This window comes from Actinoallomurus sp. NBC_01490 (assembly GCF_036227085.1).
Classification (GTDB): domain Bacteria; phylum Actinomycetota; class Actinomycetes; order Streptosporangiales; family Streptosporangiaceae; genus Actinoallomurus; species Actinoallomurus oryzae.
In genome coordinates, this window is record NZ_CP109433.1 from 659,218 (window position 1) to 681,656 (window position 22,439).

The following is a 22,439-nucleotide window of genomic DNA, read 5'->3' on the forward strand; positions in this document are numbered from 1 at the left end:
TTGGGAACTCAACCTCGCCGGCTCCCCTAAGGGGGGACGACGACGGACGGGAAGATTCCACATCGAGGGTGGACGTATGTTGAGACGTCGTAAGCGGCGGGATCGCAGCGCATCACCGGTCCCCACGGACGCCGAGACAGCCGCCTTCATGCAGCGACTGGCGGACACTTTCGTCGAGAACACACGAGCGGACGGTTACGTCTTCGACTGGAACCCCCCGAACACGTCGATCAGCTCGACAAGTACTGTGACGAGTTCATCGCCGGCCTTCCCCCGACGGAGGTCAAAGAAAGTGTGGCACTGGCCGTGGGGGCATATCTCGGTGAACTCATGCTCCGCAGCAGCGGAGGACGCTGGACCTACTGCACGGAACAGAACCATGCGCGCCTTGAACTGGCCAACGGGCTCGTGGGATACCCCCACGGCAAAGTCGCCAAGCGCCTGGAGCACGGTAGCGAGCACAGCCTTGAGGCCTTCTATTGGTACGGCGTCACCCGCGAGCCGCCCCCGAACACGATCGTCACGCTGGTGAACCCCACCGATTAAGTCGGTCTCCCAGCTCCTGTTTCCTTCCGGGCGGGTCCACAGACAAATCAACGCCGACCCGATCGCCGGGTGGCGGTAAGCCGGTGCGTTGTCCGGTCACGGTCAGGGCATCGCCTGATCGCTGTTCTCGGCGAAATGGCGGTACCACTCTTGGGCCTCCGTTTGCCGGTCCGACTCGTCGAGGAGGACGGCCAGGTCGAACGCCGCTGCAGCGTGGCCCGCGTCGACGGCGCGGCGAAGCCACGACTCCGCCTCCGGCCCGCGGTCCCACTGCGCCAGCAGTGCGCCGAGGACGGCCATCGCCTCCGCATCGCCGTCCTCGGCCTCACGGCGGAGACGTCCCTCGACCCGCGCGGCATGACCAGACTCATACAACTCGTGAGCGAGGGCGGGAATGAGGTCAGGGTCGTCGGTCCGTGCGGCACGGCGAAACCACTGCTCGGCCTCCTCGTCTCGGTCCAGCGCGAGGAGAACGACGCCGAGGGTGCTGATCGAGAAGGTTTCGCCGGCCTCAGCCGCGCGACGAAGCCAGGGCTCGGCCTCCTCGGCCCGCCCCTCCTTGGCGAGCCGAAACCCGAGCCCGTACATCGCGGTGGTGTTCCCGGCCTGAGCGGACAGTCGGAGCCAGTGTTCCGCCTCCTGGCCCTCTCCTAGCTCATCGAGCAGCCCACCGAGGTAGACCATCGCCGTGATGTCCCCGAGATCGGCGGCGCGGCGAAGCCACGGCTCGGCCTTGTCCAACCGATCCGCAATGATGAGATCGAAGCCCAGGGCACGCATCGCGTCGACGTTCCCGCGAGCCGCAGCCAGACGCCGGCCTGGCCGCTTGAACGAACTACCGGCGACGAACCGGTAGACGGGCCCCACCGGCACGATCACGAAGATCACCGTGAGGATCATCATCGTCGCTATCAAGAAGTCGGCCATCACCAGGGGCCCCCGGCGAGCGCCGCCATGAGCAATGACCAGAGAACGGCCCGTCGCCTCATGAGAACCCCTCCAAACGGGCTCTCGCGCCGCATCGCCGGCGCTCACAGGTGAGGACGCCCCGACGCGGCTTCAGGTTGGCATTTCAAAGGCAACGACCTGGCGGGTGCTCCGCCGGAGTCTCGCTGCGAGGTAGCCCGAAACCTCGTTCAGTGTTCCGAACGCTCAGGTGGACACCTCCGCGGCGTGCAATTAACGTGCAACCAGCCAGGAGAACAAGGGTCGATAGGCGTCACCGGAGGGCAGTCGCATTCGCAGGTCAGTGGCCCTGAGGGCTGGTTTTCACGGTCACGTCCACGCGTGTGTTGTATGAGTCGCCGCCGCGTCATCCGCAGGTCAAGCGGTGATTGCTTGCCGGTCGGTGTTCTGGCTCGGCGGGTCGCCGTTGATGACTTCAAGCTCATCGAATCCGCCCAGGCTCGCCGGCGCGCCGTGAACGCACCCCATCTGGTCGCCCTGGTCCGCGCCGGAGCGCCCTTCACCGGCGGCGGTCTCGCCGAACGGCCACAAGATCCTCAGCCGGAGGCGGCCTGATCATGGACGCGGACGGCGGTCGTCCCGTGCCACTACCCGATGACGGCCTGCCCGTCATCGAACGCAGCGTGGTGCGGCTGGTCGTGCTGGACATCGCCGGCAGGCTGCTGCTGTTCCACACCCGCGACCCCGGCCAGCCCGATTTGGGGACGTGGTGGGAACTGCCGGGCGGCGGCATAGAGCCCGCCGAAACCTACCGTGACGCCGCGGTCAGGGAACTTCGCGAGGAGACCGGAATCGTTGTCGCGCACTCGCAGATCGGGCCGCCGGCATGGCGGCGGCGGGCTTCGTTCCGGCATCGGCGGACGCGGCGCCTGCAAGACGAGGTGATCGCGACGGTGCACCTGTTCACGCCCGCGTCAGACATCGACGAGTCACAGCGCCTGGACTACGAGAAGGAGGACTACTTCGGCTACCGCTGGTGGCCGGTGCCAGAGGTCCTCACCAGCGGCGAACGCTTCTACCCCGGCCAGTTGCCCGCACTGCTCGGCGCCTTCCTCGATGGGCAGGAAATCGACGAACCGTTCGAGCTGTGGTCATGAAAGGCACAGCGGCCACGAACTTCGGTACCCAATTACAGCTGAAGGAAGAGATCAGCGATCCGCAGGTCCGGACCGGCGAGGGGCAGGCCGGCGCCTCATCAAGCCGTGTACGCCGGGGGTCGGGTCACGCCGGAACGATGTAGAGGTGGCTCATCGCCGATCGATGCGTCGAGGCGGAACCGCGCCGGTCGGGTAGGCCGACCGCCGTGCCCTGCACCGCGCCGGTCTGGCCGCGCAGCCAGTCCACCCGCACGTAGGCGTTGAAGACCGGGGCGCAGCCCGGTGCTGTCGACACCGCGAAATGCGGGGTGTACAGCGGCACCACGACGTGGTGCACCCAGTACGGGACCGTCTTGGTGACACTGCTCGTCGACGAGTCCGTGTGGCAGATTTTCGTGCCCGCTGCGTTCCACTGGTTGACGATCAGCGTGAACCGGGCAGTCGAGGAACCGGTCTTGTCGCACGCGACGCCGCGCTCACACACCTGGTAGTCCACGTCGCCGAAGACGTTGAGTTGGTGGAGCCCGGCCGGTGCAGTGGTGATCGGGAGCGCGGGCTGCCGTACGGTCCGGTGGGTCGAGTCCACCGGCAGGTCGCCGTAGGGCATCTCGTTGTCGAGCGGCTTGCCGTTCGCCGCGTTGTCGACCGACGTGTCGGCGAACCGCAATGAACCGGCCGCGATCCGCACCGCAGATGTCTGCTTGTAAAGCGAGGCGACCCTCGCGTACGTCGTGCAGGTGGCCGTCGCGGCCACGCCGGGGTGCAGCAGGAACTTGGTCACGATCCAGGTGTCTTCCCACTGCGGGTTCTGACCCGTGCCCGCATAGATGTTCTGGCCCATCACCAGGTTCTTGCTGCCACCCGGCCACGTGCACCGCACTTCGTTGTCCACCAGCGTTCGTACGGTGGCCGCGTTCGCGCGCAACGACGAGACCACGTACGCGGTCTGCTTCGCGGTCATTGCCAGCCGTACGGTGCCGAGCGCTACGACGTTATGGTCGATCCCCGATTTCGGCGGCGGCGGGCCGGTGACCCGCTGCGCCTTGAACGTGACCGACGTGGCGGCGGCAGCCGGGACCGGAGGGCAGTCGTCTGTGGACCTGGAATCACCCGAATGGTCGTTCTGATCGGTGCACTTCGTGCTGGCCTTCGCCCGCGCACTCGCCGTAGCGCTCGCGCTTTCCTGAGCCGGAGTCGCGGTGCTGGTGGGAGACGAAGCGGCGTCCACCGCATTTCCTCTGCAACCGGTCAGGGAGATTCCCAGTGTCACTAGTGCGACCGCACCGAAGACAGCCCTCTTCGCCGCCAAAAGACTCTCCTCAGATCGCTGTGCGTGCTCCTGCGATCGTGCCACATATTGGTGATGCGATGGGGCCGGAGAAGTTTTCCGCCGAGAAAACGCATCCGAAGGAGCATGAATCCCCGTTCGGCCAGAAGGCCACCGGCTGGACCCGCGGCGGATTCGGCCGCGGGTCCAGCCGCCCACGGCGCCGTCGCGGCCGTACGCCGAGTCGGTCAGTGGTCGATGTGGAGGCCGGGTCATTCCGGGGCAAGCGTCTTGCGCAGAATCACCGCTTGCCTGTCATAGCCCATCCGGTCTTCGTAGAACGGCACGGACAGGGGGCTGCTCAGATTCGTGTCGGTCACTGCGACCTCCGCGCCCTTCTGCCGTCCCCACGTCTCAGCAGCTTCCATGAGCGCCGTACCTACACCCTTGCGGCGATATCCCTCGACGACGGCAAGCGCGGTGATCACAAGTCGTACCCGGGACAGATCACGTTGAAGTTGCCAACGCGCCTCCGGGCTGGGCCGGTTCACCACGGCTTCGATGACCCCGACCACCTGCCCGTCATCCTCGGCGACGAGCCACAGCGTGTCGTCGCTCCGCTCATCGGCTATGCCCCGCTCGAACCACTCCACCAGGCCCTGAGCATCGGGTTCATGGATCACCTCGGGTACGAGGGCGGCGTAATACCTGCCCGCGTCTCGCCACGCCCGCGCGCATCCGTCACCGTCCCCTGGCCGGATTCCGCGCACTATGAGTCCGCTCATCTCATCAATATCCACCCATCGGGCGAACATCGGCTCACCCGGCTGAGGCAGGGCATCAGGCCACCAGATGCGGGTACAGGTCCCGCAAGACCCCCAATTCAGCAGCGTGGTGGGCGAACTCATCCAGCACATGGAGCACGATGTCCGTCGCAGGGCGATCGGCGAAGGCGAAGAAGGGTGTCCCGGCCGGCTCCCACCACCGCTCGTCGGCCATCCTGCCGAGCGGCTCACGCCAGTGGACGCGATAAGCGTTCTCCAGGAACTCCGTCCCGGCCGCCGCTGTGCCGAAGAACTCGACATCGTCGAGCGTGATGTTGCGTCCGTGAAAGAGGCGCGTTCCGAAGTCGATGAACATCAATCCGATATGTCCCATTCGCCACGCGATCGTGCTGATCGGTACGGGGTCGGGTGCCGGGCCGCCACCGCCCTCCCCATCCATGCACCACCGTCCCTGGGCATCCGGACGGAGCGTCCAACCGTCCGGAGCGGGTTCCCAGAGGTACTCGTGATCGGTAAGGCCGGCGAGCCGGTGCTGAGTGCGCTGCCAGACATCGTCGAATACCGAGGTGATCGAGGTGCGCATGGCGGCCATGGAACAAGTTCCCCTCTCTCGGCTGTCGGCGGCCCGTGATCCGAGAAAATGCCGGAGAGCCGGCCGCCGCGGATGAGCCCCTTCCACAATGACGTGCTGGACGTCGATGGACTGTCGGTCGGGCAGGAAAACATCGCCGTTGCCCGTGGCGGTGGGCGGCCGACCACGTACGAAGTGAGTTCCGCGCGGCTTTGACTGGGGGGGTTCGTGACAGAAGACGAGGTGGCATCGCTCACGGCGGCGTGGCGTACGCGGTGGGGCGGGGCTCCGATCGCGTACGAGTTTCGCGGCCGGTATGCCGATCGCTGGGTTCGGTTTCACAGCCTTCCCCGGTCCAAGCGGTACGCGGAGACCGAGGACGAGTACGGCATCATCCTCGCGCGGCATCACGACGTGCTGGCCGAGCTCGGTGCGGGCGACGGTCTCTACGTGATCGCCGGCTACTTCGCGGACGCGCAGGGCCGGATCGTCGTCGCCCGCGCTCATCAGGGGGCGGTCCCCTGGACGACGATCCAGCCTGATGAGCGTTCGGCCTTCGAGATTCCGATGACGCTCTACGCCGGCACGACCTCCCTCAAGGGATCGACTCTGAATCCGTTCTTGCGGGCCGTGGCCGACGACCGGATCGCGTACGCGATCATCGCTCCGCCGGATCTGCGGTGGCTGTATCACCCCTACGACGGCGGAGCCGATGTCATCGCCCCGACCGCGCACGACCGGGGTGTGCTGAAGGAACGCCACGCGGACTGGCTGTCGGCACACCCCGCGGGTCTGTAGCGGCGCAGGCGGCCGGTGACGACGGGTGCGGCAGAGAGGCGGCCCGGCACTCCCCGTGGAGCCGCGTCACTCCGGGCCGTCGGCGGAGCGGCTCTCCTGCCATCGCTGCACCGCCGTCCGTACGGCCTCTTCGTCTTCAACGGCATGGGCACCGGACGCGCCTGCGGCACCGAGGATCAACTCACCGTCGGTGACCAGAACACCGCCCGCCCACGGGACGAAGTCGCCGCGGTAGAGGTGCTGGATGCCGTCGACGATCCCTCCAGGCAGGTCGATCAGGCCGGAGGGCTTCAGCGCGTACAGCGCAGTGCGTGCCTTGGCGACAGCGATCCGGCTGGTCATGGGCATACCGCCATCGGCACGCCGCAGGGCGATCACCTCTCCGGCGACATCGATGACGGCCACCGCCAGCGGAGGGAAACCTCGCTCCGCACCGACCGCCAACGCGGCTCGCACCAACCAGTCCGCCTCGGCCGACTTCAGTCCGGGAAGACGCGGAGTATCAGGCATGAACAGGGAAATTAACGGCGACGGCCTTGATGGTCAAAGCGGCCGGATCACCGCTCACCGGGCGAGCAGGTGCACGGCGAGGGCGCAGATCACGGCGCTGGAGGTCACCGTCGTGATCAGCCGCCCTCGACCGCCGGTCAGCGCACGGCCGAGCAGCGCACCACCGCCGGCCAGGAGCAGTTGCCAGCTGGCGGACGCCGCGAACGCCGCGAGGACGAACACCCCTTGCCGCAGGTGATCCGGTGCGACCGTGCCCTGGTCGCCGAGCACGAGCGCGGCGAAGTAGATCACGGTGATGGGGTTCATCATGGTCAGTCCCAGCAGCGCCAGGTACGCCCGGACGGGGCTGATCGGGGTCTCACCGGCCTGAGCCGTCGCCTGGGCCCCGCGGTGCCGGCGGATCGCCCGCGCCGCCGACCGGACCGCCAGCGCGATCAGCACCAGGGCCGAGGCCCAGCGCAGAGGCTGCATGATCGGCCGGATCACCGGGGTGACCGCTGAACCCGCCACCGCGGCGACCAGGGCGTACAGGCCGTCGGCGGTCGCGACACCGAGTGCGGCGAACGCGCCGATCCGCAGGGTCGTCCGAGCGGTGAGAGCCACCAGGTAGGTCGCGACCGCTCCCACCGGCATGGCGATGCCGTAGCCGGCGAACAGCCCCGCGACCAAGGCGGCGATCACGGCTGTGAGAGCGTCGACCTCCATGGCCGGCCGGACTGCTGTCGGCCGTGCACCGAACGGACGGCGTGGCACGGCAACAGAGAACGGACGAACGTGGTCATGGCCCGATCCTCCGGGCAACGGGCGCACCCGTACAACTCATTTTCAAGGCCGGTCTCAGCACCACCAGCGCGACGGTCCGGACCTGGCGATCGAATCTCTAGAGCAGCCTTGTCATGAAAACGCTGTTCGGGTCGGGGCGGTAGGCCGCGAAGGGCTCGCAGTAGTCGAATCCGAACTTCTCATACAGCTTCCTCGCCGGAAGGAAGAACTCGGCCGAGCCGGTCTCCAGGCTCAGCCGGGTGAACCCCATCCCCTTGGCCTCGGTGGATGTGACTCAGCGGCCGGGACGCGATTCCGCTGCGCTTGCGCGCGGTCGCGGTACGCATCGACTTCAGCTCGGCGTGGACCGCGTCCAGTCTCTTGATCGCGCCACAGCCCACCACCGAGTCGCCGTCCATCACCGACCAGAAGGTGACCTCCGGCCCGCGCAGCGCGTCGAGGTCGAGTGCGTGTTTGCTCTCCAACGGCGTAATGGACCGCATCTGTCGCACGTGCTCGTGGAGGAACTCGGCGATCTGCGGGCCGGACAGGTCGTCCACCACGATGTTCATCTCGCTCCTTCGTCGACGCCTCTCGTGACCGGCAGGTCCCTGCGCGTTTCAGCAGCCGTACGCGAATCTAACCGTGGAAGAGCCACTCCCGTACGGCGAGGTGCCCCGAGAGTGCCGTTCAGTTCGCACTCGAAGGGCCGCACCATCGGCGCAGCGCCGCGTCCAGGCCCGGTCCGCCGGCCCATGCAACGTAGCCGTCGGGCCGGATGAGCCGCGGTTCCGTGCCGTCGCGGGTCTCGACGCGGCCGGCCCAGCCCACGGGCGGTGACGCGCCGACGAGCACGGCGCGGCCGTCGGGCGCGACCGGGACGTCGGCGGCGCGGCCGGCGATGCCGGGGTAGGTGATCCCGATGCCCGACAGCTCGAACGCCACGGCCCGGCGCGCCTGGGGGACGGCGAGCAGCCCGGTGACGATCTCTCGGACGGCAGCGGCGTCGGGGATGGGCACGCCGAGCACTCCCTGCGCCCGGGTGCTGAGCAGCACGCGGGCGGCGATCGGGTGACGCTCGTCGTGGTAGCTGTCGAGCAGCCCGTCGGCGGCGTGCCCGCGGACCTGTGCGGCCAGTTTCCAGCCGAGGTTCACCGCGTCCTGCAGACCCAGGTTGAGCCCCTGGCCGCCGACCGGGAGGTGGATGTGCGCGGCGTCGCCCGCGAACAGCACACGGCCGTGGCGGTAGCGCTCCAGCTGCCGTGCCGCGTCGCCGAACCGCGAGGCCCACAACACCTCGCCCACCTCGATCCCCGGCCCGTGCGCGTCGGTCAGCCCCCGCTGCAACTCGTCGGCCGTGACGGGCGCGTCGCGGCCGAGCCGCTGCTGCTCCTCGCCGCCGACGACCACGCGGTAGCGCCCACCCGAGAGAGGCAGCAGGAACCCCGACCCGCCCGACGGCAACCGCCAGTCGTCGGCGAGCCCGGCGGGCTTGCGTGCGAGCGTGAGGTCGGCGACGACCAGGGAGATCCGCGCCGAGGTGCCGGGGAACGCCGCCCCCACCAGCCTCCGGACCGTGCTGTGCCCGCCGTCCGCCGCGACGAGCCACCCCGCCCGGTGACGGCGCCCGCCCGCGGTGACGGTGACGCCCTCGCCGTCCTGCTCCACGGCGGTGACGGCGGCGTCGCGCAGCACCGGCGTGCGCAGCCGCGCCTCGATCGCCGCCGCGACGTACGCCTGCTCGACACCGAGCTGGTACGGGAAGCGCGTCGGCAGGTCGGCGTAGTCGATCGGGATGCCCGAGAAGTGCCCCGCGGGCACCCGCGCCTCGGCGTGCGCCTCGACCGCCGCCAGCAGGCCGCGTTCGTCCAGCACCTCGATCGACCGGGGCTGGAGGGCGAGTGCCTTCGACTGCGTGGTCGGCCGGGCGTCGCGCTCCAGGACCAGGACGTCGAGCCCGGCGCGCTCCAGCTCGAACGCGGTCAGCAGGCCGGTGGGGCCGCCGCCCGCCACCAGGATGTCAGGCATCGAGGTTCTCCTTGCGGAGGTACCAGACGTGCCAGGCGATCAGGCAGCCCAGCGCACCGAACCACGCCACGTTGGTGACCAGGGCGATGAGGTCGATCGGCAGGGTGTAGACGAGCACGATGTGCACCACCGCGCTGGCCACGAGCACGCCGCCCCAGGCGGCCGTGTTGATGCGCAGCCCGCGCCGGAACCGCGCGTCGGTGTCCCAGCGGGCCGCCCACGCGGCCGCGCCCTCGGCGCCACGCTTGATCTCGGCGATCGTACGGCCCAACGTCAGCTGGGCGGGTTTGCCGACGACGATCGTGACCAGCATCCACGCGCCGAACAGGCCGCCCAGAGCGGCGGTCCACCCTTCCCGGATCGCGAGGGTGCGCGGGTCGTCCGACAACAGGCCGAGCACGACGGACAGCGCCAGGACGCTCAGCGTGACCAGGGCGATGAGGTCGAGGCGGCGGTCGCGCACGATGGTCCACACCGCGTACGGCGCGGCCACCAGGACGCCGGCCATCAGCGCCCACCACTGGCTCACGCCCGCGGCGCGCAGGCCGTAGAAGAGCACCATCGGCACGACCACCTCGAACACGACGGCCATCACGTTGGCGCGGATCACCCGGCGCAGGCCCATGTCGGGCGCGGTCTTCTCCTGGGTCAGCATTCTCAGGCTCCCTCGGGATCGGCTGCGGTCGCCCGCACGTACAGGTCGGCGAGCTCGCGGCCGATGCGGGCCAGCTCGGGGGGTTCGGTCGCGGCGGCGGCCGCGGTGACGACCACGGCGTCGAGGCCGCTGGTGAGGGCGATCGCCACGGTCCGTGGATCGAAGGGGTGGAAGACGCCCGCCGCCTGCCCGGTGCGGAAGTGCTCCTCGAACAGGGCGAGACGTCCGTTGACGGAGGCGCTCTGCGCGCCGCCGTTCTTCACGATGTCGATCAGCGCTCGTACCGCGGTGGGGTGTTCGCCGACGAGTGCGACGTTCGACTCGACGTAGGCGCGCAGCTGCGCGACGTGGCCCTCGGCGGCGTCGACGCGCGGCCCCATGAACGCCTCGGTGACCTGCTCGATCTCGGCGACGCACGCCGTGAGCAGGTCGTCCTTGCCGGCGAAGTGGTAGCTGATCATGCCGGTGCTCGACAGGCCCGCGTGCTTGGCGATCCGGCTGAACGACGCCTTGGCGAAGCCGACCTCGGCGATCACCTCGATCGCCGCCGTCACGATCTGGGCGCGCCGGCCCGACTCGGTGAAGGTTCTTGCTTGCATGAGCAAAACTTAGCTCGCTCAAGCAAATCACGCAAGGCGTACGGTCGTAGAGGACTTCGGGGTTCAGAGTCGTGCGGGTACGGCCACCGCTCGTGCGGTCAGTAGCCGAGTGAGTGCGCGAGGGTCGTCATCCGGTCGCACATCTCGTCGTCCAGGCCCCAGGAGGGGGCGAAGACGACCGGCCCCGGCGCCGGAACCGGGCGGAGCGCCGGAGAGCGAAGGAACTTCGGGTCGCCGCCGAGGAGGTCGTCCGAACGACCCGTTCCGGCGAACCGCCAGTTCTCGGTGAGCAACATCCGTTCGATGAGCCGTGGCTCGCTATCGAGCCTCAGCCAGGACAGGATCCGCGGCAGCCAGACCCTCGGTTCCGTGAGCAGGTCCTCGGCCCGTACCCGCATCCACTGCTCCGGGGGCAACGGCGCCAGTGCCTCGATGATCCGCTGATGTGACCGGTACCAGAAGGCGGCGGCCTCGGCGACGAGTGCCTGCTCGGAGCGGAAACGCCCGGCCGGCCGCCAATGAGCGTGCAGCGACCGCTGGGTCGTCACCGGATGGCGTACGAGGTGCAGGAAGCGCGCACGTGGATAGGCCGTCATGCACCGGGCGAGCATCGCGTCGTCGCTGGAGGTGTCCGGCGACTTCTCCAGGCTGACGCGAGGCCGTACGCGGTCGATGAGGTGGTCCATCAGACGCTTGGTCGACCACTCGGCGCGGTCGGCGAGCCAGGCACGGGCACGGCCACCGCGTCGTCGTCCTGGCCCCCCTCGTGCAGGTCGGCGACGGCCCGCCAGAGGCCGCTCAGCCGCAGCGGAAACCGCGCCCATTCCGCTCGTTCGCCGATCAGCTCACCGACCGTGGCGGCGGTGAAGACCAGCGTCTCCGGAAAGCCGTACACGTCGGGGTGGCCCGACAGCAGGGCCACGGCGACGGTCGAGTAGCTGCGGGCCGGCGCGAGGAGGAAGACCGGCTCGGCTCCCGCGCCGTCGGATTCACTCACCGGATCGCGGCTCAGTGACATGCCCGCAATTTACGCACAAGATCCACTCCGGATACATGTCTTGAAGTCGTCGCGGTCCTGTGCGTCCGCGGTCGCGCCTCAGGACAGAGGGCGCGTCAGCAGGCCCCGCTCCAGGGCGACGACGACGGCGCGAGTGCGATCGGCGACGTCGAGCTTGGCGAAGATGCGCAGCAGGTGCGTCTTCACCGTGGCCTCCGCGATGACCAGTCGCTTACCGATGTCGGCGTTGGACAGGCCGTCGGCCACGGCGTTCAGCACGTCCACCTCACGCGGGGTGAGCGCCGTCGGCGCGGGCCGGCGCATCCGCGCCACGAGGTGCCGGGCGACGCGTGGGGAGAGGACGGTCTCACCGCGGGCGGCGGAGCGGACGGCGTCGATGAGCTGCTCGCGCGTGGTGTCCTTCAGGAGGTAGCCGACGGCCCCCGCCTCGACCGCCCGTTCGATGTCGGCGTCGGTGTCGTAGGTGGTGAGGATGAGAACGTGCGTCGAGGTGGGACCCTCGACGATCCGGGACGTGGCGGCGACGCCGTCGAGGACGGGCATCCGCAGGTCCAGCAGCGCCACGTCGGGGGCATGGCGTTCGACGAGGTCGACCGCCTCGCGGCCGTCGGCCGCCTCACCGACGACGGCGATGGCCGGTTCGGCGGCGAGCAGGGCGGCGACACCCGCCCGCATCGCCGGGTGGTCGTCGGCCAAGACGACCCGGAGCACGTCCTTGGGCATGTCACTCCTCGATGGGGAGCACGGCGAGGACACGCGTGCCGTCGCCGGGTGCGCTGGTGACGGTGAGCTCGCCGCCGAGCTCGGTGAGGCGCCGGCGCATCCCGGTGAGGCCGAACCCGCGGGCGTCCGCGACCGAGAAGCCGCGGCCGTCGTCGGTGACCTCCAGCTCGACGCCGTGCGGCTGCGACGTGAGGACGACGCCGACCGTGGAGGCGGCGGCGTGTTTGCGGACGTTGGCCAGCGACTCCTGGACGCAGCGCAGGAGCGCGATCCGGGTGGTCGGGTCGCACTCGACGTCGGCCAGGTCGGCGTCGACGGCGATGCCGGTGTCCTCGGTGAAGCGATCGAGGGCGCGCCGCAGTGTCCGGGAGACGGAGCCGGCCGCGATCGTCTCCTGCGGGGACGCGCCGACCAGCACCCGCGCCTCGGCGAGGTTCTCGCGTGCGGTGCGCTCGATCGACAGCAGTTGCCGGGCCGCCCCGTCCGGATCGTCGGCCAGCCCCGACCGTACGGCCTCGGCGAGCACGACGATGGAGGCGAACCCCTGGGCGAGAGTGTCGTGGATCTCGCGGGCGAGCCGTTCGCGTTCTTCGGCGGCCCCCTGCCGCCGGTGCGCCTCGGCCAGGTCGGCGCGGGTCGACGTCAGTTCGTCATCGAGCCGGCGGGCGCGGGCCTCGGCCCGGTCCGCGACGCGCCGGGCGGCCAGGCCGAGCGCGGTGCCCGCGGCGTACGCGACCAGGGTCACGACCGTGTTGCCGGTGGCGAGGCCGCCGCCTCCCAGCACTCCGCCGCCGACGGCCGTCGCCGCTCCTGCCCCGCTCAGCAGCACCGGCCACCGCGCGCTCCGGACCGGGAGCCAGAAGTACGGGAGCGAGACGATGTAGAGGGACGCGGCCCCGTCCCGCAGGAACGACACCGCCCCCAGCCCGGCGATCAGCGCGTAGGGAAACCAGGAGCGGCGAGCCGCCACCGCGCCGACGACGGCGAGGACGACCGGCACCGTCAACGACCAGACCCGCGTCCCCGCCGGATCGCCCAGCCCGGCCACGAACTCGGGGGCCGGGCCGAACACCACCCACAGGAGGGTGTACCAGCGGAGAATCGAGGTCTGGTCGTCGGAGGCCGGCACGCCGATCAGCCTACGTTCTCCAGCGCGCCCGGAGCGGGGGCGGGGACGGTCCTTCGCCGGGACGGCCACCAGGCCGTCCGTCCGAGAAGCAGCAGGAGCGCGGGGAGGATCAGCAGCCGGATCACGAAGGCGTCCAGCAGCACCGCCACCGCCAGGCTGAATCCGATCTGCTTCATCTCGATCAGGTGCAGCGGGACGAAGGAGGCGAACACCGTCACCATGACGATCGCGGCGCTGGTCACCACTCCGGCCGAGCCGCGGATCCCGTCCAGCGCGGCGGTCCGGGCGGGCACGCCACGCCGTACCGCCTCCTCGATCCGGCTGAGCGTGAACACCTGGTAGTCCATTGACAGCCCGAACAGGATCACGAACAGGAAGAGCGGCACCCGGGACCCGATGGAGCCCATCGAGGTGAAGTCCAGCAGCCCCTCGGCCCAACGGTGTTGGAAGACCGCCGTCAGCACGCCGAGCGAGGCCGCGGCCGACAGAAGGTTGAGCACGACGCCGGCCAGTCCCAGCACGATCGAACGGAACGCCCGCGCGGTGATGGCGAAGGTGACCAGCAGCAGTGCGCCCAGGATGATCGGCAGGCGTTGCTTCTGGTGTTCGGGATAGTCGGCGTAGCGGGCGACGTCACCGGTCACCGCGACCTCGGCTCCGTGCAGGCGGCCGACGGTGGCCGGAATGTGGTCGGCGCGCAGCCGCTCGAGCGAGGTCTGCGCCCGCTTCTCGCTCGGGTACGCCGCGACCGGCACCTCCAGCAGGGTGATCCGGCCGTCGGCCGAGGCGCGCATCCTGGTCCGGCCGGCGTACAGGGGATCGGCCGTCACCCGGTGAGCCAGCGCGTCCAGCGCCGCGACCACCTGTGCCCGGCGCTCGGGGGCGGCCTTGACGACGACCTGGTTCACCGCCTTCAGCTCGGGGAACGCCGCGTTGACACGGTCGTAGGCCTGCATGGCGGGCAGGTCACGGGAGTAGGTCTCCCGGCCGACGTCGGTCAGCTTCATGGAGGACAGCGGCGCCGCCAGAACGAGCATGGCGGCCACCGCGACGCCCAGCGTGAGCGCCGGGCGTCCGGCGACCGGGCGCAGCACGGCCGAGGTGAGTCCGCAGCCCCGGGGCCTCGCGGCCCGCCGCGGCGTACGACGGCCGAGCAGGGCCAGCAGCGCGGGCAGTACGGTGAGGGAGCTGACCACGGCCGCGAGGGTGACCACGATGGCCCCGGTCGCCAGCGAGGCGAAGATGACGTCGCCGGCCAGGTACAGCGTCGCGCTGGAGGCGGCGACGGCCAGCCCGGAGACCACCACCGCGCGTCCTGAGGTGGCCGCGGCGATCTCCACGGCGGCGGCTCGCGGGAGCCCTCCGCCCGAGCGCGCTCGCTCCTCGCGGTCCCGCTTGAGGTAGAAGAGGGTGTAGTCCACGCCGACGGCCATCCCGATCAGCAGGATGACGTTGGTGCCGACGCCGGCGTCCGGGAAGATGTGCGAGGCCACCATCGACAGTCCGACGCCGGCCATGATCGAGGAGATCGACAGCAGCAGCGGCACCACGGCCATCACCACGGAACGGAACACCAGCAGCAGGACGATCAGCGTCACGGGCAGCGCGATGAGCTCGGTCCGGGAGAGGTCGTCGCCCCGCTGGCCCTGCACGTCTTTGCCGATGGAGGGACTGCCGGACTCTTCCACCCGCAGCCCCGGATGCGCCTTCCGAACCTCGGCGGTCTGCGCGAGCAAGGGCGCGACGTGTTCCTTGCCCTCCAGCTCGGGGCCCTTCATCGTCACATCGACCCGCACGGCCCGCCCGTCCGCCGACCGGATCGGCGCCGCCACCGACGCGACCTCCGCGAGCCCCGCCATCCGGCCGCGTACCTCCTGAGCGACCGCATCGGCCGTCGCCTCGTCCAGCCGCCCGGCACCCTTGGCCGAGATGAGGACGCGCTCCACGGGTTTCTGCTGGAGCCCGCCCTGCGCCGCCAGCGCCTCGGCTCGGCCGGCTTCGCCGACCCGGTAGTCCGCGGAGGTGGCGGCGTGGCCGCCGATCGCCAGGCCGCCACCGAGGCAGATGATGACGAAAACGATCCATCCGGCGACCGCGCGCCAGGGATGATGGGCGCTCCACCGCGCCACGCGCACTGAGGGGTTGTTCATACCGTTAAGGCTGGTCGCAGGCTGGTATCGCCCGACAGCGTCGACCGGTCCAACCTGCCGTCCACCGATCGGTGGACAAGCCGCGTCACCCGGGGCGGCCCGCCCTCCCGGGAAAGGCGAAGCGCCTTTTGCGACAAACGCACCTTATGGTGGTTTTTATCCATTACTCTCCCGCCATGGGGAGCATGATCGCGCTGCTGGTGCGCTCACCGTACGAGGTGGCCCGGCTGCGCAGTTCACAGCACTGGCCAGGGGATTTCACCGAGGAGACCGACTGCGGAGACGGCTGGCGGGCGGCCTTCTCCGACGACGGTCCACAAGACATGAACGGAGCCGTCCAGGCGTACATGCGGGAGACCGGGTGTCCGGCCCTGCTCTTTCTCATCCTCGACGAAGGATGCGCTCTGGTTCACACCGCGGTGCCCGGCGGCCCGACCCGTCACGCGATCCTCGGGCTGCGGACGGCGATCGGCGCCGGCGTCGACACCACGGGCTATCAGGTCGCCGAGACCCGGCAGGAGTTGCTGGCCTGGGCCTATGCGGCCGGCACCGCGCCGCGCCCGGACATGCTCGACACCGTCCTGTTCCACGACGGCGGCGAGGGCCTCGGGATCAAACTGACGGCCGGCCTCTTCGCCGGCCTGGGCATCCCCGACTTCCGTGACACCGACCCGTTCGAGCCGTCGGTCCAGCAGGACGACGAGGTCATCACCGGACGGAAGCAGGAGGTGGAGGCCGAAGCGGTGATGCTCGCCCGCTCGCCGGTGAACATCTCCAAGCTCCGCGCCGCGTACGGCTGGCCCGGTGGCTGGGGCCACGAGCAGAAGTTCAAGAAGGACTGGCGTGCGGCCAGTTCGGGCGAATGGCCCGACGACACCCACGGGGTGCTCAACGCCTTCGCCACCGAGACCGGCGGCCCCGTCCTGCTCTCCTACGTCACGGACGCCGGATTCGTGATCGTCAAGGGCACCTCCCGGCCGGGGCAGTACTGGGAGACCGTCCTCGGACTCGACGCGGCGCACGCCGTCGGGCACGGCGCACAGTACGACGAGTCCGATATCTACCCCTTCCACAAGAATTCCCGCATTTGGTCGGCGGACGCCGGACTGACCAGCGACGACCAGACCCTCCGGATCGCGTATGAGCGTCCCGGCGCCCTGGGCGAGGAGGTGCCCCTGCTGTTCGTGCTCTACGCGGGGTTGGGCATTCCCGGCTGCGAGCACATCCCGCCGTACTGGGACGGGTCTCCCCTGGAACCGGACGCCGGCGGCTGGGTGATCGTGCCGAGTTTTCAGATCAGCTTCGGCTGACCGGCGCCGGAGCGGCCCGGCCCGCGGTACTCGCTTATACGGAACATCGCGACTACCCGGACATATCACCACCCTGTAACAGTGCCGCTACGGGATGTAGTACAACTATTGCTGTAGTAGATCGCGGAGTGGGAGGCCGGCCGTCACCGACGGTGCACGTCGGTGACGGCCTTCGGCTGCCGAGGCCGCCGGAAGCGTCGGCGGAAGCTCGCCGTCGCACCGCACTCCGCGCCGGACCCGCAGCAGCAATAAGCGCCTGGAGCGTCAGTGGCACGACCCGAAGTCCTCACCGAGGCCGACATCGCCGGTGCCGGAAGGTACGTGATGAAGAAACTGCCAGAGGTCACTCTGGCCTTCTGGGTGATGAAAATCGCAGCGACCACGCTCGGTGAGACGGCAGGCGACCTTTTCTCCCAGACCCTTCAGCTCGGTTACTTCCTCACGACCATCGCGCTGTTTCTGATGTTCATCGCCACACTGGTGATCCAGCTGGCCTCGAAGCGGTACAACCCGTTCTTCTACTGGGCCGTCATCCTGTCCACCAGCATGGCCGGTACGACGATGTCGGACTTCATGAACCGCGAAGCGAGCGCCGAATACCTCCCCAAGGGCGAGAAGTCGCTCGGCTGGGGACCGCAAGGGCTGGGCTTGGGCTACCCGGCCGGCGCGACGATTCTGATCTCGATACTGGTCGTCATCTTCGTCATCTGGAAGTTCACCGGCCTGACCTTCGAGATCCGCGACATCGACACGTTCCGCGGTGAAAGCCTGTTCTGGGCGGCGATCCTGGTCTCCAACACGCTGGGCACCTCGATGGGCGACTTTCTGTCCGACAGTTCCGGGCTCGGCTACGGCGGCGGCGCACTGCTCATCACCGGGCTGCTCGCCGCGCTCCTCGCGCTCAAGTACGCGCCCGCCGTGCCGAACGCGCTGCTGTTCTGGCTCGCCTTCGTCCTCACTCGCCCGTTCGGCGCCACCGCCGGTGACCTGCTCACCAAACCGGCCGCGAAAGGCGGGCTGAACCTCGGTACGGCCGGCTCGTCCGCCGTTCTTCTCGCCGTCCTGTTCGCCCTGATGGGCTGGGCGCATCTCAAGGAGCGCGACTCCAGGCCTCAGCCGGCCTGACGGCGAGCCCGGGCGTGAGGAAGCTTACTTAGACATCGATGTTTGCTGGAGGCTAACCTGTGGCTCGCTGATCTTCCCGACGGACCACCTTGTGAGGGCGGCCGCTGACCATGAGCCAGCCACAGGAGCCGAACGCCGGACCCGGCCCATCGCCGGAAGTCCCGCGCCCAGGGCAGGCGCCGGCCTGGGGACCTCCCGCGCAGCAGTTCGGTCCTGCCCAGCGGCCGCCGGGGCCGTACGCTCCGGTGGATCAGCGGCGGGGACCCAACTGGCTGGGGCTGGTCGTCGCGGCAGTGGCGGCACTGCTGCTGGTCTCGGCGTTCTTGCCCTGGACGCGCGTCACGCTGCACATGCCGTCGGACCTGCCGCCCGAGGCCCACATCAGGAATTCGGCCGTCGGACTCTGGGACGGTGCCGGCGAGGCGCGCGTCACGCTCGGGTGCGCACTGGTGGCAGGCGCGCTCGGGCTGATCGGCGCGTTTCCGCGGAACGGCCGGCTGGTCGCGGCGGCGGCGATCCCCGGGCTCGTCTCCCTCGCCTCGGTGGTCGCCGTGGCGATCCGCCTGAATTCGGTCAGGTCCCGGGTGCTCGGTACGACCACGGACCTGCCGCAGGTCCTGCGGGTGGTCATCGGCAGGCAAATCCACGTCTCGCTGGGCGCCGGCTGGTTCTTCGCACTGCCGACGGCGCTGGCGGTCATCGGTGTCGGCAGCGCGGCGCTCGCCACCGCCGACCGGCACTCGTCCCGAGCTCCGGGTTCCTAGTCCGCGTCGGCGGCGATCTCGACGAGCCGGGCGACCACGAGCAGGTCTTGTACGCGGTGGTGGGCCGCCCGGTCGTTGCCCCACGGGCCGGGGTCGCTCCGCCGGCGCAGGAGTTCGGTGAGGCAGCCGGCGAGCGCCCGCCGGTGGCCGGGCGTCAAGGGGCCGCCCGACTCGAGTGAGGCGGCCACGCAGGAGCCCAGCTGTTCGGTGAGCCGGTCGGGTGGAGTCAGCAGAGGCGGCAGACGGTCGCGCCGCCAGGCCTCCAGAGCACGCACCGCCGCCTGCCGCGCCACGCCGTACCAGTGTTCGGGGCCCCGGTTCGGGTTCGGATCTCCCGGGCGCGGACTCCGCCGGCCGTGGCGCTTCTCCTCCCGGCGCACGGCGGCGTACGCGCGGAGGTGTTCCATCCAGCGCCCGCGGCTCGACTCCAGCACCTCCAGCGCCCGCAGGAGGCACGCCTCATCCCGCCGGATGGGACCCGCCAGGCCCTCGAGCACCCTCCAGGTCGCCTCGTAGCCGGCCGGCCGGTACATCTCCACGCACGAGCTGAACGCCGACACCCGCCGGCCGTACGGCAGGGAGCCGTTCCGAACCTTCCGGGCGTACGTGCCGAAGCTCACGCCAGGAGGTTAGCCCTCCCGGCGCCGCCGGGCACGGCCGTTCAGGCGACCGCCACCGTTTCAGGCCGCGAGACCGATGACCAGGGATCCGACCACCGGCGCCACGTACATCAGCGGGAACGGGATGTGGGAGAACCAGCGCGCCCGCAGGACGGTGACGACGGCGCCGGCGAAGTACAGCACGAGGCAGATCCCGGCGGCCGTGCCGATGGCCGGGACGAACAGGCCGGCCAGCAGGCCCACCGCGCCCGCGGCCTTGGCCGTGCCGAGCCAGGGCCGCCACGAGCGAGGGATGCCGTAGTCGGCCAGGGGCTTCACGACCCACGCCGCGCCGGCGAACACCGAGACGGCGGAGAAACCGACCATGGCGGCGGCCAGGATGGTGACGACGATGTGTGCGATGGACATCGCGGATGCTCCTCCCCTACGGATGCCGGAGCGGGTCCGCCCCGGCCGAGCGTGTCGCGCTCGTCACGAACGCAGACGGATCGGGAGGAACGGTTTGTGACATGACGGCCGGCATCCGGACGGCCGCCGCGGCGCCTCCGGACGTGGACCGGCCCTGACCTCGGTGGTCAGGCTTGCTGCGGCGCCTCGCCGGTCTCGACGACTCTGCGGGCGATCTCGCGCAGCTTGACGTTGCGCCGCTGCGACGCCTGCGACAGCATCGCGAACGCCTGGTCGGCGGACAGCTTGTGGCGCTCCATGAGGATGCCGACGGCCATGCCGATGTCCTGGCGGCTGGAAATCGCGACGTGCAGGTCGGCGTCGGCGCGGGCGCTGGCGAACGCCACGGCGGCGTGGGAGGCCAGCAGCCAGCCGATCCGCTCGGAGTGTTCGGTGAGCGCCCCCGGCCTGGAGGAGTACAGGTCGAGCGCGCCGAGGTTCTGCTCCTCGGTGAACAGCTTGAACCCGAGCATGCTGCCGATGCCCAGCTCACGCGCGCGTGGCGCGTAGCGCGGCCAGCGCTCGACCTGGTCGTTCAGGTTCTCGATGCGGTAGGACTCCGCGCCGGTGCGGACCGCGTCGAAGCAGGGGCCCTGTCCGACCTCGCCCTGGATCCGGTCCGAGGTGAGCACGACGTCGTCGGTGGCGGCGAGCGTGCGCACCCGGCCGCCGTGGAGAATCATGATGCCCGCGCTCTCGCAGCCCTGGACCAGGTGGACCGCGTGCCGCACGATCCGGTCGAGGGTCTGCTGCAAGGAGTCCTGGGCCAGCAGGTCGCGTGCCATTTGCGCCAGCGCGGTGGCCAGTTCGGCCGGCACCTCGTCATTCGCCATGGGCACCTCTGTTCGTCACGGCCATTCAACCTCATACCGCGTGCCCCGGCCGATAACCATGAGGAACCCCAGGACGGGTCAATCCGCTCTTTCGGAGCGCGACGTACGGCCGGGTTACGGTGGCGACATGCCGTGGTCGTCATATGGGTCTTTTCTGGTATTCGCCGTCGTCCTCGTCCTGATTCCGGGGCCTGACTTCGCGGTGGTGACCAAGAACACGCTCGCGGCCGGCCGATGGCGCGGCGCCTGGTCCGCGGGCGGTGTGGCCGGGAGCAACGCGGTGCAGGGCGCCGCGGCGGCCACCGGCCTGGGCGCCTTGGTCGTACGGGCGCAGCCGCTCTTCATGGCGATCAAGTGGGCCGGCGTCGCGTACCTGGCGTTCCTCGGCGTGCAGGCGGTCCGGTCGGCGATCCGCGGCGACTACCCCCCGCTCGGCGGCGGCGCCGGCGAACGGCGCGCGGCCGGAGCGGCGTTCGGGGGATGGCGGCAGGGGTTCCTGTCCAACATCACCAACCCGAAGGTGCTGGTCTTCTACCTCGCCGTCCTGCCGCAGTTCATCGGCGGCGAAGGGTTGCCGGTGCTGTTCGTCTTCGCGCTCAGCCACGCCCTGCTCTCGCTGTCGTACCTGCTGGTGCTGACGGCCTTCCTCGACCGGCTGCGCGGGGTGCTCACGCGCCGGCGGGTACGGCGCGGGCTCGACGCGGTCACCGGTACGGCGCTGCTCGGCTTCAGCGCGCGGCTGGCGGCGGAACGCTGACCTCGAGCAGGGTCTTGCCCACGGTGGCCCGCGACTCGATCGCCGCGTGCGCGTCCGCCGCCCGTTCGAGCGGGAACCGCTGCCCGATGACGGGGCGGAGCCGCCCGGCGGCGGCCTCGGCCAGCGCGCTCGCGGTGAACGACCGCGACTGCTCCGGCCTCATCCGGGGCCGTACGAGCGTCACCCCGCGCGACGCCGCCAGCTCGTCCGGAATGTCCGCCCACGTGCCGCTCGCGAGGCCGTACGTCAGCATCCGGCCGCCGCGGTCGAGCAGGTCGAACGCCGACCGGGCCACCGAGCCGCCGACACCGTCGAAGACCACGTCCACTCCGCCGACCGCCTCGCGTACGCGCGCCTCCCAGCCGGGCTCGCGGTAGTCCACGCTCACGTCGGCGCCGAGGTCGCGGGCCAGGGCGGTCTTGCGCGCGCCGCCGGCGACCGCGACCACCACGGCCCCGGCCGCGTGCGCGAGCTGTACCAGCAGGGTCCCCACGCCGCCCGCGGCCGCCTCGACCAGCACCCGGTCACCGGCGGCCGGCCCGGCCGAGTGCAGGAGGAACGTCGCCGTCCGCCCGTCGGCCAGCAGCGCCACCGCGGCGTCGAGGGCGAGGCCGGAGGGCACCTCGACGAGGGCGTCGGCGGCCACGACGGCACGCTCGGCGTACCCGCCCGAACCCCCCAGACCGCCGACGACCCGGCGCCCGGTCAGGTCCGGTGAGACGCCGTCGCCGACGGCGGAGACGACGCCGCCGACGCCGTTCCCCATCACGATCGGCGGCCGTATCGGGAACGGCCCGCCGCCCCTCCGCATCTGCGTCTCCACGAAGGTGATGTTGGCGTACGCCACGTCCACCAGCACCTGCCCGGGCCCGGCCTCCGGCTCGGGCGCGTCTCCGGCGACGAGCACCTCCGGACCACCGAACTCCCGCAACCACACCGCGCGCATGCGACCCCTTTCGACGGGCACCAGACTGGGACC

Annotated in this window: 26 protein-coding genes and 1 pseudogene; 8 read left to right on the forward strand and 19 right to left on the reverse strand. The window is 70.2% G+C overall.

Annotated elements, in window-relative coordinates:
• Positions 1 to 294: 294 nt before the first annotated feature.
• Entirely contained in the window at positions 295 to 546 is a 252-nt protein-coding gene (locus tag OG417_RS03435) for a hypothetical protein (RefSeq protein ID WP_329249603.1), read from the forward strand.
• Between the two features lie 102 nt (positions 547 to 648).
• Here OG417_RS03435 and OG417_RS03440 read toward each other — a convergent pair whose 3' ends face one another.
• Positions 649 to 1,425, reverse strand: coding sequence for an SEL1-like repeat protein (locus OG417_RS03440; protein WP_329249606.1), 777 nt, complete (start codon positions 1,423 to 1,425; stop codon positions 649 to 651).
• 501 nt (positions 1,426 to 1,926) lie between these two features.
• Here OG417_RS03440 and OG417_RS03445 point away from each other — a divergent pair.
• Positions 1,927 to 2,067 (forward strand): annotated as a pseudogene (locus OG417_RS03445) (IS256 family transposase); the annotation flags it as partial.
• Positions 2,068 to 2,069: 2 nt separating this feature from the next.
• Complete coding sequence (locus OG417_RS03450) at positions 2,070 to 2,609, forward strand: NUDIX hydrolase (RefSeq protein WP_329249609.1); 540 nt, start codon at positions 2,070 to 2,072, stop codon at positions 2,607 to 2,609.
• Positions 2,610 to 2,733: 124 nt separating this feature from the next.
• On the opposite strand, the gene OG417_RS03455 is transcribed toward OG417_RS03450, so the two are convergent.
• The 3 genes from OG417_RS03455 to OG417_RS03465 all read right to left on the reverse strand — a co-directional run bounded on the left by OG417_RS03455 (position 2,734) and on the right by OG417_RS03465 (position 5,244).
• On the reverse strand, positions 2,734 to 3,837 hold the full coding sequence (locus OG417_RS03455) for a hypothetical protein (RefSeq protein WP_329249612.1): 1,104 nt from the start codon (positions 3,835 to 3,837) through the stop codon (positions 2,734 to 2,736).
• 311 nt (positions 3,838 to 4,148) lie between these two features.
• On the reverse strand, positions 4,149 to 4,559 hold the full coding sequence (locus OG417_RS03460; RefSeq protein ID WP_329249614.1) for a GNAT family N-acetyltransferase: 411 nt from the start codon (positions 4,557 to 4,559) through the stop codon (positions 4,149 to 4,151).
• A gap of 157 nt (positions 4,560 to 4,716) precedes the next feature.
• Complete coding sequence (locus OG417_RS03465) at positions 4,717 to 5,244, reverse strand: DinB family protein (RefSeq protein ID WP_329249617.1); 528 nt, start codon at positions 5,242 to 5,244, stop codon at positions 4,717 to 4,719.
• A gap of 231 nt (positions 5,245 to 5,475) precedes the next feature.
• Here OG417_RS03465 and OG417_RS03470 point away from each other — a divergent pair, with 231 nt between their 5' ends.
• The gene (locus OG417_RS03470) at positions 5,476 to 6,030 is read left to right on the forward strand and encodes a DUF3885 domain-containing protein (protein WP_329249619.1); all 555 of its coding nucleotides are present in this window, start codon (positions 5,476 to 5,478) and stop codon (positions 6,028 to 6,030) included.
• Positions 6,031 to 6,096: 66 nt separating this feature from the next.
• Here the strand turns inward: OG417_RS03470 and OG417_RS03475 are convergent, their stop codons facing one another.
• The 11 genes from OG417_RS03475 to OG417_RS03525 all read right to left on the reverse strand — a co-directional run bounded on the left by OG417_RS03475 (position 6,097) and on the right by OG417_RS03525 (position 15,604).
• Positions 6,097 to 6,540, reverse strand: coding sequence for a GlcG/HbpS family heme-binding protein (locus OG417_RS03475; protein ID WP_329249622.1), 444 nt, complete (start codon positions 6,538 to 6,540; stop codon positions 6,097 to 6,099).
• Positions 6,541 to 6,594: 54 nt separating this feature from the next.
• Positions 6,595 to 7,221 carry a LysE family transporter gene (locus OG417_RS03480; RefSeq protein WP_329249625.1) on the reverse strand — a complete coding sequence of 209 codons (627 nt, stop codon included), beginning with the start codon at positions 7,219 to 7,221 and terminating at the stop codon, positions 6,595 to 6,597.
• 281 nt (positions 7,222 to 7,502) lie between these two features.
• Positions 7,503 to 7,874: a hypothetical protein gene (locus tag OG417_RS03485; RefSeq protein ID WP_329249628.1), complete on the reverse strand. Its 372-nt coding sequence runs from the start codon at positions 7,872 to 7,874 to the stop codon at positions 7,503 to 7,505.
• Between the two features lie 118 nt (positions 7,875 to 7,992).
• Positions 7,993 to 9,330: an FAD-dependent oxidoreductase gene (locus OG417_RS03490; RefSeq protein WP_329249631.1), complete on the reverse strand. Its 1,338-nt coding sequence runs from the start codon at positions 9,328 to 9,330 to the stop codon at positions 7,993 to 7,995.
• Positions 9,323 to 9,985 (reverse strand): VC0807 family protein, encoded by a 663-nt coding sequence (locus OG417_RS03495; protein ID WP_329249634.1) that lies wholly within the window; start codon positions 9,983 to 9,985, stop codon positions 9,323 to 9,325. The genes OG417_RS03490 and OG417_RS03495 overlap by 8 nt, the downstream gene beginning before the upstream one ends.
• Positions 9,986 to 9,987: 2 nt before the next feature.
• Positions 9,988 to 10,584, reverse strand: coding sequence for a TetR/AcrR family transcriptional regulator (locus tag OG417_RS03500; protein ID WP_329249637.1), 597 nt, complete (start codon positions 10,582 to 10,584; stop codon positions 9,988 to 9,990).
• Positions 10,585 to 10,682: 98 nt separating this feature from the next.
• A complete protein-coding gene (locus tag OG417_RS03505) occupies positions 10,683 to 11,270 on the reverse strand; it encodes a sulfotransferase family protein (protein WP_329249640.1) in 588 nt (195 codons plus the stop codon).
• On the reverse strand, positions 11,270 to 11,602 hold the full coding sequence (locus tag OG417_RS03510; protein ID WP_329249642.1) for a hypothetical protein: 333 nt from the start codon (positions 11,600 to 11,602) through the stop codon (positions 11,270 to 11,272). Before OG417_RS03510 ends, OG417_RS03505 begins: the two co-directional genes overlap by 1 nt.
• A gap of 78 nt (positions 11,603 to 11,680) precedes the next feature.
• The gene (locus OG417_RS03515) at positions 11,681 to 12,325 is read right to left on the reverse strand and encodes a response regulator (protein WP_442875652.1); all 645 of its coding nucleotides are present in this window, start codon (positions 12,323 to 12,325) and stop codon (positions 11,681 to 11,683) included.
• A gap of 1 nt (position 12,326) precedes the next feature.
• The gene (locus OG417_RS03520) at positions 12,327 to 13,454 is read right to left on the reverse strand and encodes a sensor histidine kinase (RefSeq protein WP_329249645.1); all 1,128 of its coding nucleotides are present in this window, start codon (positions 13,452 to 13,454) and stop codon (positions 12,327 to 12,329) included.
• A 5-nt stretch (positions 13,455 to 13,459) separates the two neighbouring features.
• Positions 13,460 to 15,604, reverse strand: a complete 2,145-nt coding sequence (locus OG417_RS03525) for an MMPL family transporter (protein ID WP_329249647.1) — start codon at positions 15,602 to 15,604, stop codon at positions 13,460 to 13,462.
• 176 nt (positions 15,605 to 15,780) lie between these two features.
• On the opposite strand from OG417_RS03525, the gene OG417_RS03530 reads away from it, so the two are divergent.
• From OG417_RS03530 to OG417_RS03540, 3 genes are all read left to right on the forward strand, one after another.
• Positions 15,781 to 16,914 (forward strand): hypothetical protein, encoded by a 1,134-nt coding sequence (locus OG417_RS03530; RefSeq protein WP_329249650.1) that lies wholly within the window; start codon positions 15,781 to 15,783, stop codon positions 16,912 to 16,914.
• Positions 16,915 to 17,181: 267 nt separating this feature from the next.
• A complete protein-coding gene (locus OG417_RS03535) occupies positions 17,182 to 18,039 on the forward strand; it encodes a COG4705 family protein (protein ID WP_329249653.1) in 858 nt (285 codons plus the stop codon).
• A 245-nt stretch (positions 18,040 to 18,284) separates the two neighbouring features.
• Positions 18,285 to 18,803 (forward strand): hypothetical protein, encoded by a 519-nt coding sequence (locus tag OG417_RS03540; RefSeq protein ID WP_329249656.1) that lies wholly within the window; start codon positions 18,285 to 18,287, stop codon positions 18,801 to 18,803.
• On the opposite strand, the gene OG417_RS03545 is transcribed toward OG417_RS03540, so the two are convergent.
• From OG417_RS03545 to OG417_RS03555, 3 genes are all read right to left on the reverse strand, one after another.
• Entirely contained in the window at positions 18,800 to 19,423 is a 624-nt protein-coding gene (locus OG417_RS03545) for a hypothetical protein (RefSeq protein WP_329249658.1), read from the reverse strand. The genes OG417_RS03540 and OG417_RS03545 overlap by 4 nt on opposite strands.
• A 60-nt stretch (positions 19,424 to 19,483) precedes the next feature.
• Positions 19,484 to 19,831: a DoxX family protein gene (locus OG417_RS03550; RefSeq protein ID WP_329249660.1), complete on the reverse strand. Its 348-nt coding sequence runs from the start codon at positions 19,829 to 19,831 to the stop codon at positions 19,484 to 19,486.
• Positions 19,832 to 19,998: 167 nt separating this feature from the next.
• Positions 19,999 to 20,703, reverse strand: a complete 705-nt coding sequence (locus tag OG417_RS03555) for a GAF and ANTAR domain-containing protein (protein ID WP_329249663.1) — start codon at positions 20,701 to 20,703, stop codon at positions 19,999 to 20,001.
• A 127-nt stretch (positions 20,704 to 20,830) separates the two neighbouring features.
• Between OG417_RS03555 and OG417_RS03560 the strand changes: the two genes are divergently transcribed.
• On the forward strand, positions 20,831 to 21,460 hold the full coding sequence (locus OG417_RS03560) for a LysE family translocator (protein ID WP_329249666.1): 630 nt from the start codon (positions 20,831 to 20,833) through the stop codon (positions 21,458 to 21,460).
• On the opposite strand, the gene OG417_RS03565 is transcribed toward OG417_RS03560, so the two are convergent.
• Positions 21,432 to 22,406 (reverse strand): zinc-binding dehydrogenase, encoded by a 975-nt coding sequence (locus OG417_RS03565; RefSeq protein ID WP_329249667.1) that lies wholly within the window; start codon positions 22,404 to 22,406, stop codon positions 21,432 to 21,434. The genes OG417_RS03560 and OG417_RS03565 overlap by 29 nt on opposite strands.
• Between the last annotated feature and the right edge of the window lie 33 nt (positions 22,407 to 22,439).

What these genes read in the sequence shown, in the direction of transcription:
- OG417_RS03450 (WP_329249609.1), top strand. Translation starts at nt 2,070, where the DNA reads ATGGACGCGGACGGCGGTCGTCCCGTGCCACTACCCGATGACGGCCTG.
- OG417_RS03465 (WP_329249617.1), bottom strand. Translation starts at nt 5,244, where the DNA reads ATGCGCACCTCGATCACCTCGGTATTCGACGATGTCTGGCAGCGCACT.
- OG417_RS03475 (WP_329249622.1), bottom strand. Translation starts at nt 6,540, where the DNA reads ATGCCTGATACTCCGCGTCTTCCCGGACTGAAGTCGGCCGAGGCGGAC.
- OG417_RS03485 (WP_329249628.1), bottom strand. Translation starts at nt 7,874, where the DNA reads ATGAACATCGTGGTGGACGACCTGTCCGGCCCGCAGATCGCCGAGTTC.
- OG417_RS03490 (WP_329249631.1), bottom strand. Translation starts at nt 9,330, where the DNA reads ATGCCTGACATCCTGGTGGCGGGCGGCGGCCCCACCGGCCTGCTGACC.
- OG417_RS03495 (WP_329249634.1), bottom strand. Translation starts at nt 9,985, where the DNA reads ATGCTGACCCAGGAGAAGACCGCGCCCGACATGGGCCTGCGCCGGGTG.
- OG417_RS03500 (WP_329249637.1), bottom strand. Translation starts at nt 10,584, where the DNA reads ATGCAAGCAAGAACCTTCACCGAGTCGGGCCGGCGCGCCCAGATCGTG.
- OG417_RS03505 (WP_329249640.1), bottom strand. Translation starts at nt 11,270, where the DNA reads ATGGACCACCTCATCGACCGCGTACGGCCTCGCGTCAGCCTGGAGAAG.
- OG417_RS03510 (WP_329249642.1), bottom strand. Translation starts at nt 11,602, where the DNA reads ATGTCACTGAGCCGCGATCCGGTGAGTGAATCCGACGGCGCGGGAGCC.
- OG417_RS03515 (WP_442875652.1), bottom strand. Translation starts at nt 12,325, where the DNA reads ATGCCCAAGGACGTGCTCCGGGTCGTCTTGGCCGACGACCACCCGGCG.
- OG417_RS03525 (WP_329249647.1), bottom strand. Translation starts at nt 15,604, where the DNA reads ATGAACAACCCCTCAGTGCGCGTGGCGCGGTGGAGCGCCCATCATCCC.
- OG417_RS03530 (WP_329249650.1), top strand. Translation starts at nt 15,781, where the DNA reads ATGGGGAGCATGATCGCGCTGCTGGTGCGCTCACCGTACGAGGTGGCC.
- OG417_RS03550 (WP_329249660.1), bottom strand. Translation starts at nt 19,831, where the DNA reads ATGTCCATCGCACACATCGTCGTCACCATCCTGGCCGCCGCCATGGTC.
- OG417_RS03555 (WP_329249663.1), bottom strand. Translation starts at nt 20,703, where the DNA reads ATGGCGAATGACGAGGTGCCGGCCGAACTGGCCACCGCGCTGGCGCAA.
- OG417_RS03560 (WP_329249666.1), top strand. Translation starts at nt 20,831, where the DNA reads ATGCCGTGGTCGTCATATGGGTCTTTTCTGGTATTCGCCGTCGTCCTC.
- OG417_RS03565 (WP_329249667.1), bottom strand. Translation starts at nt 22,406, where the DNA reads ATGCGCGCGGTGTGGTTGCGGGAGTTCGGTGGTCCGGAGGTGCTCGTC.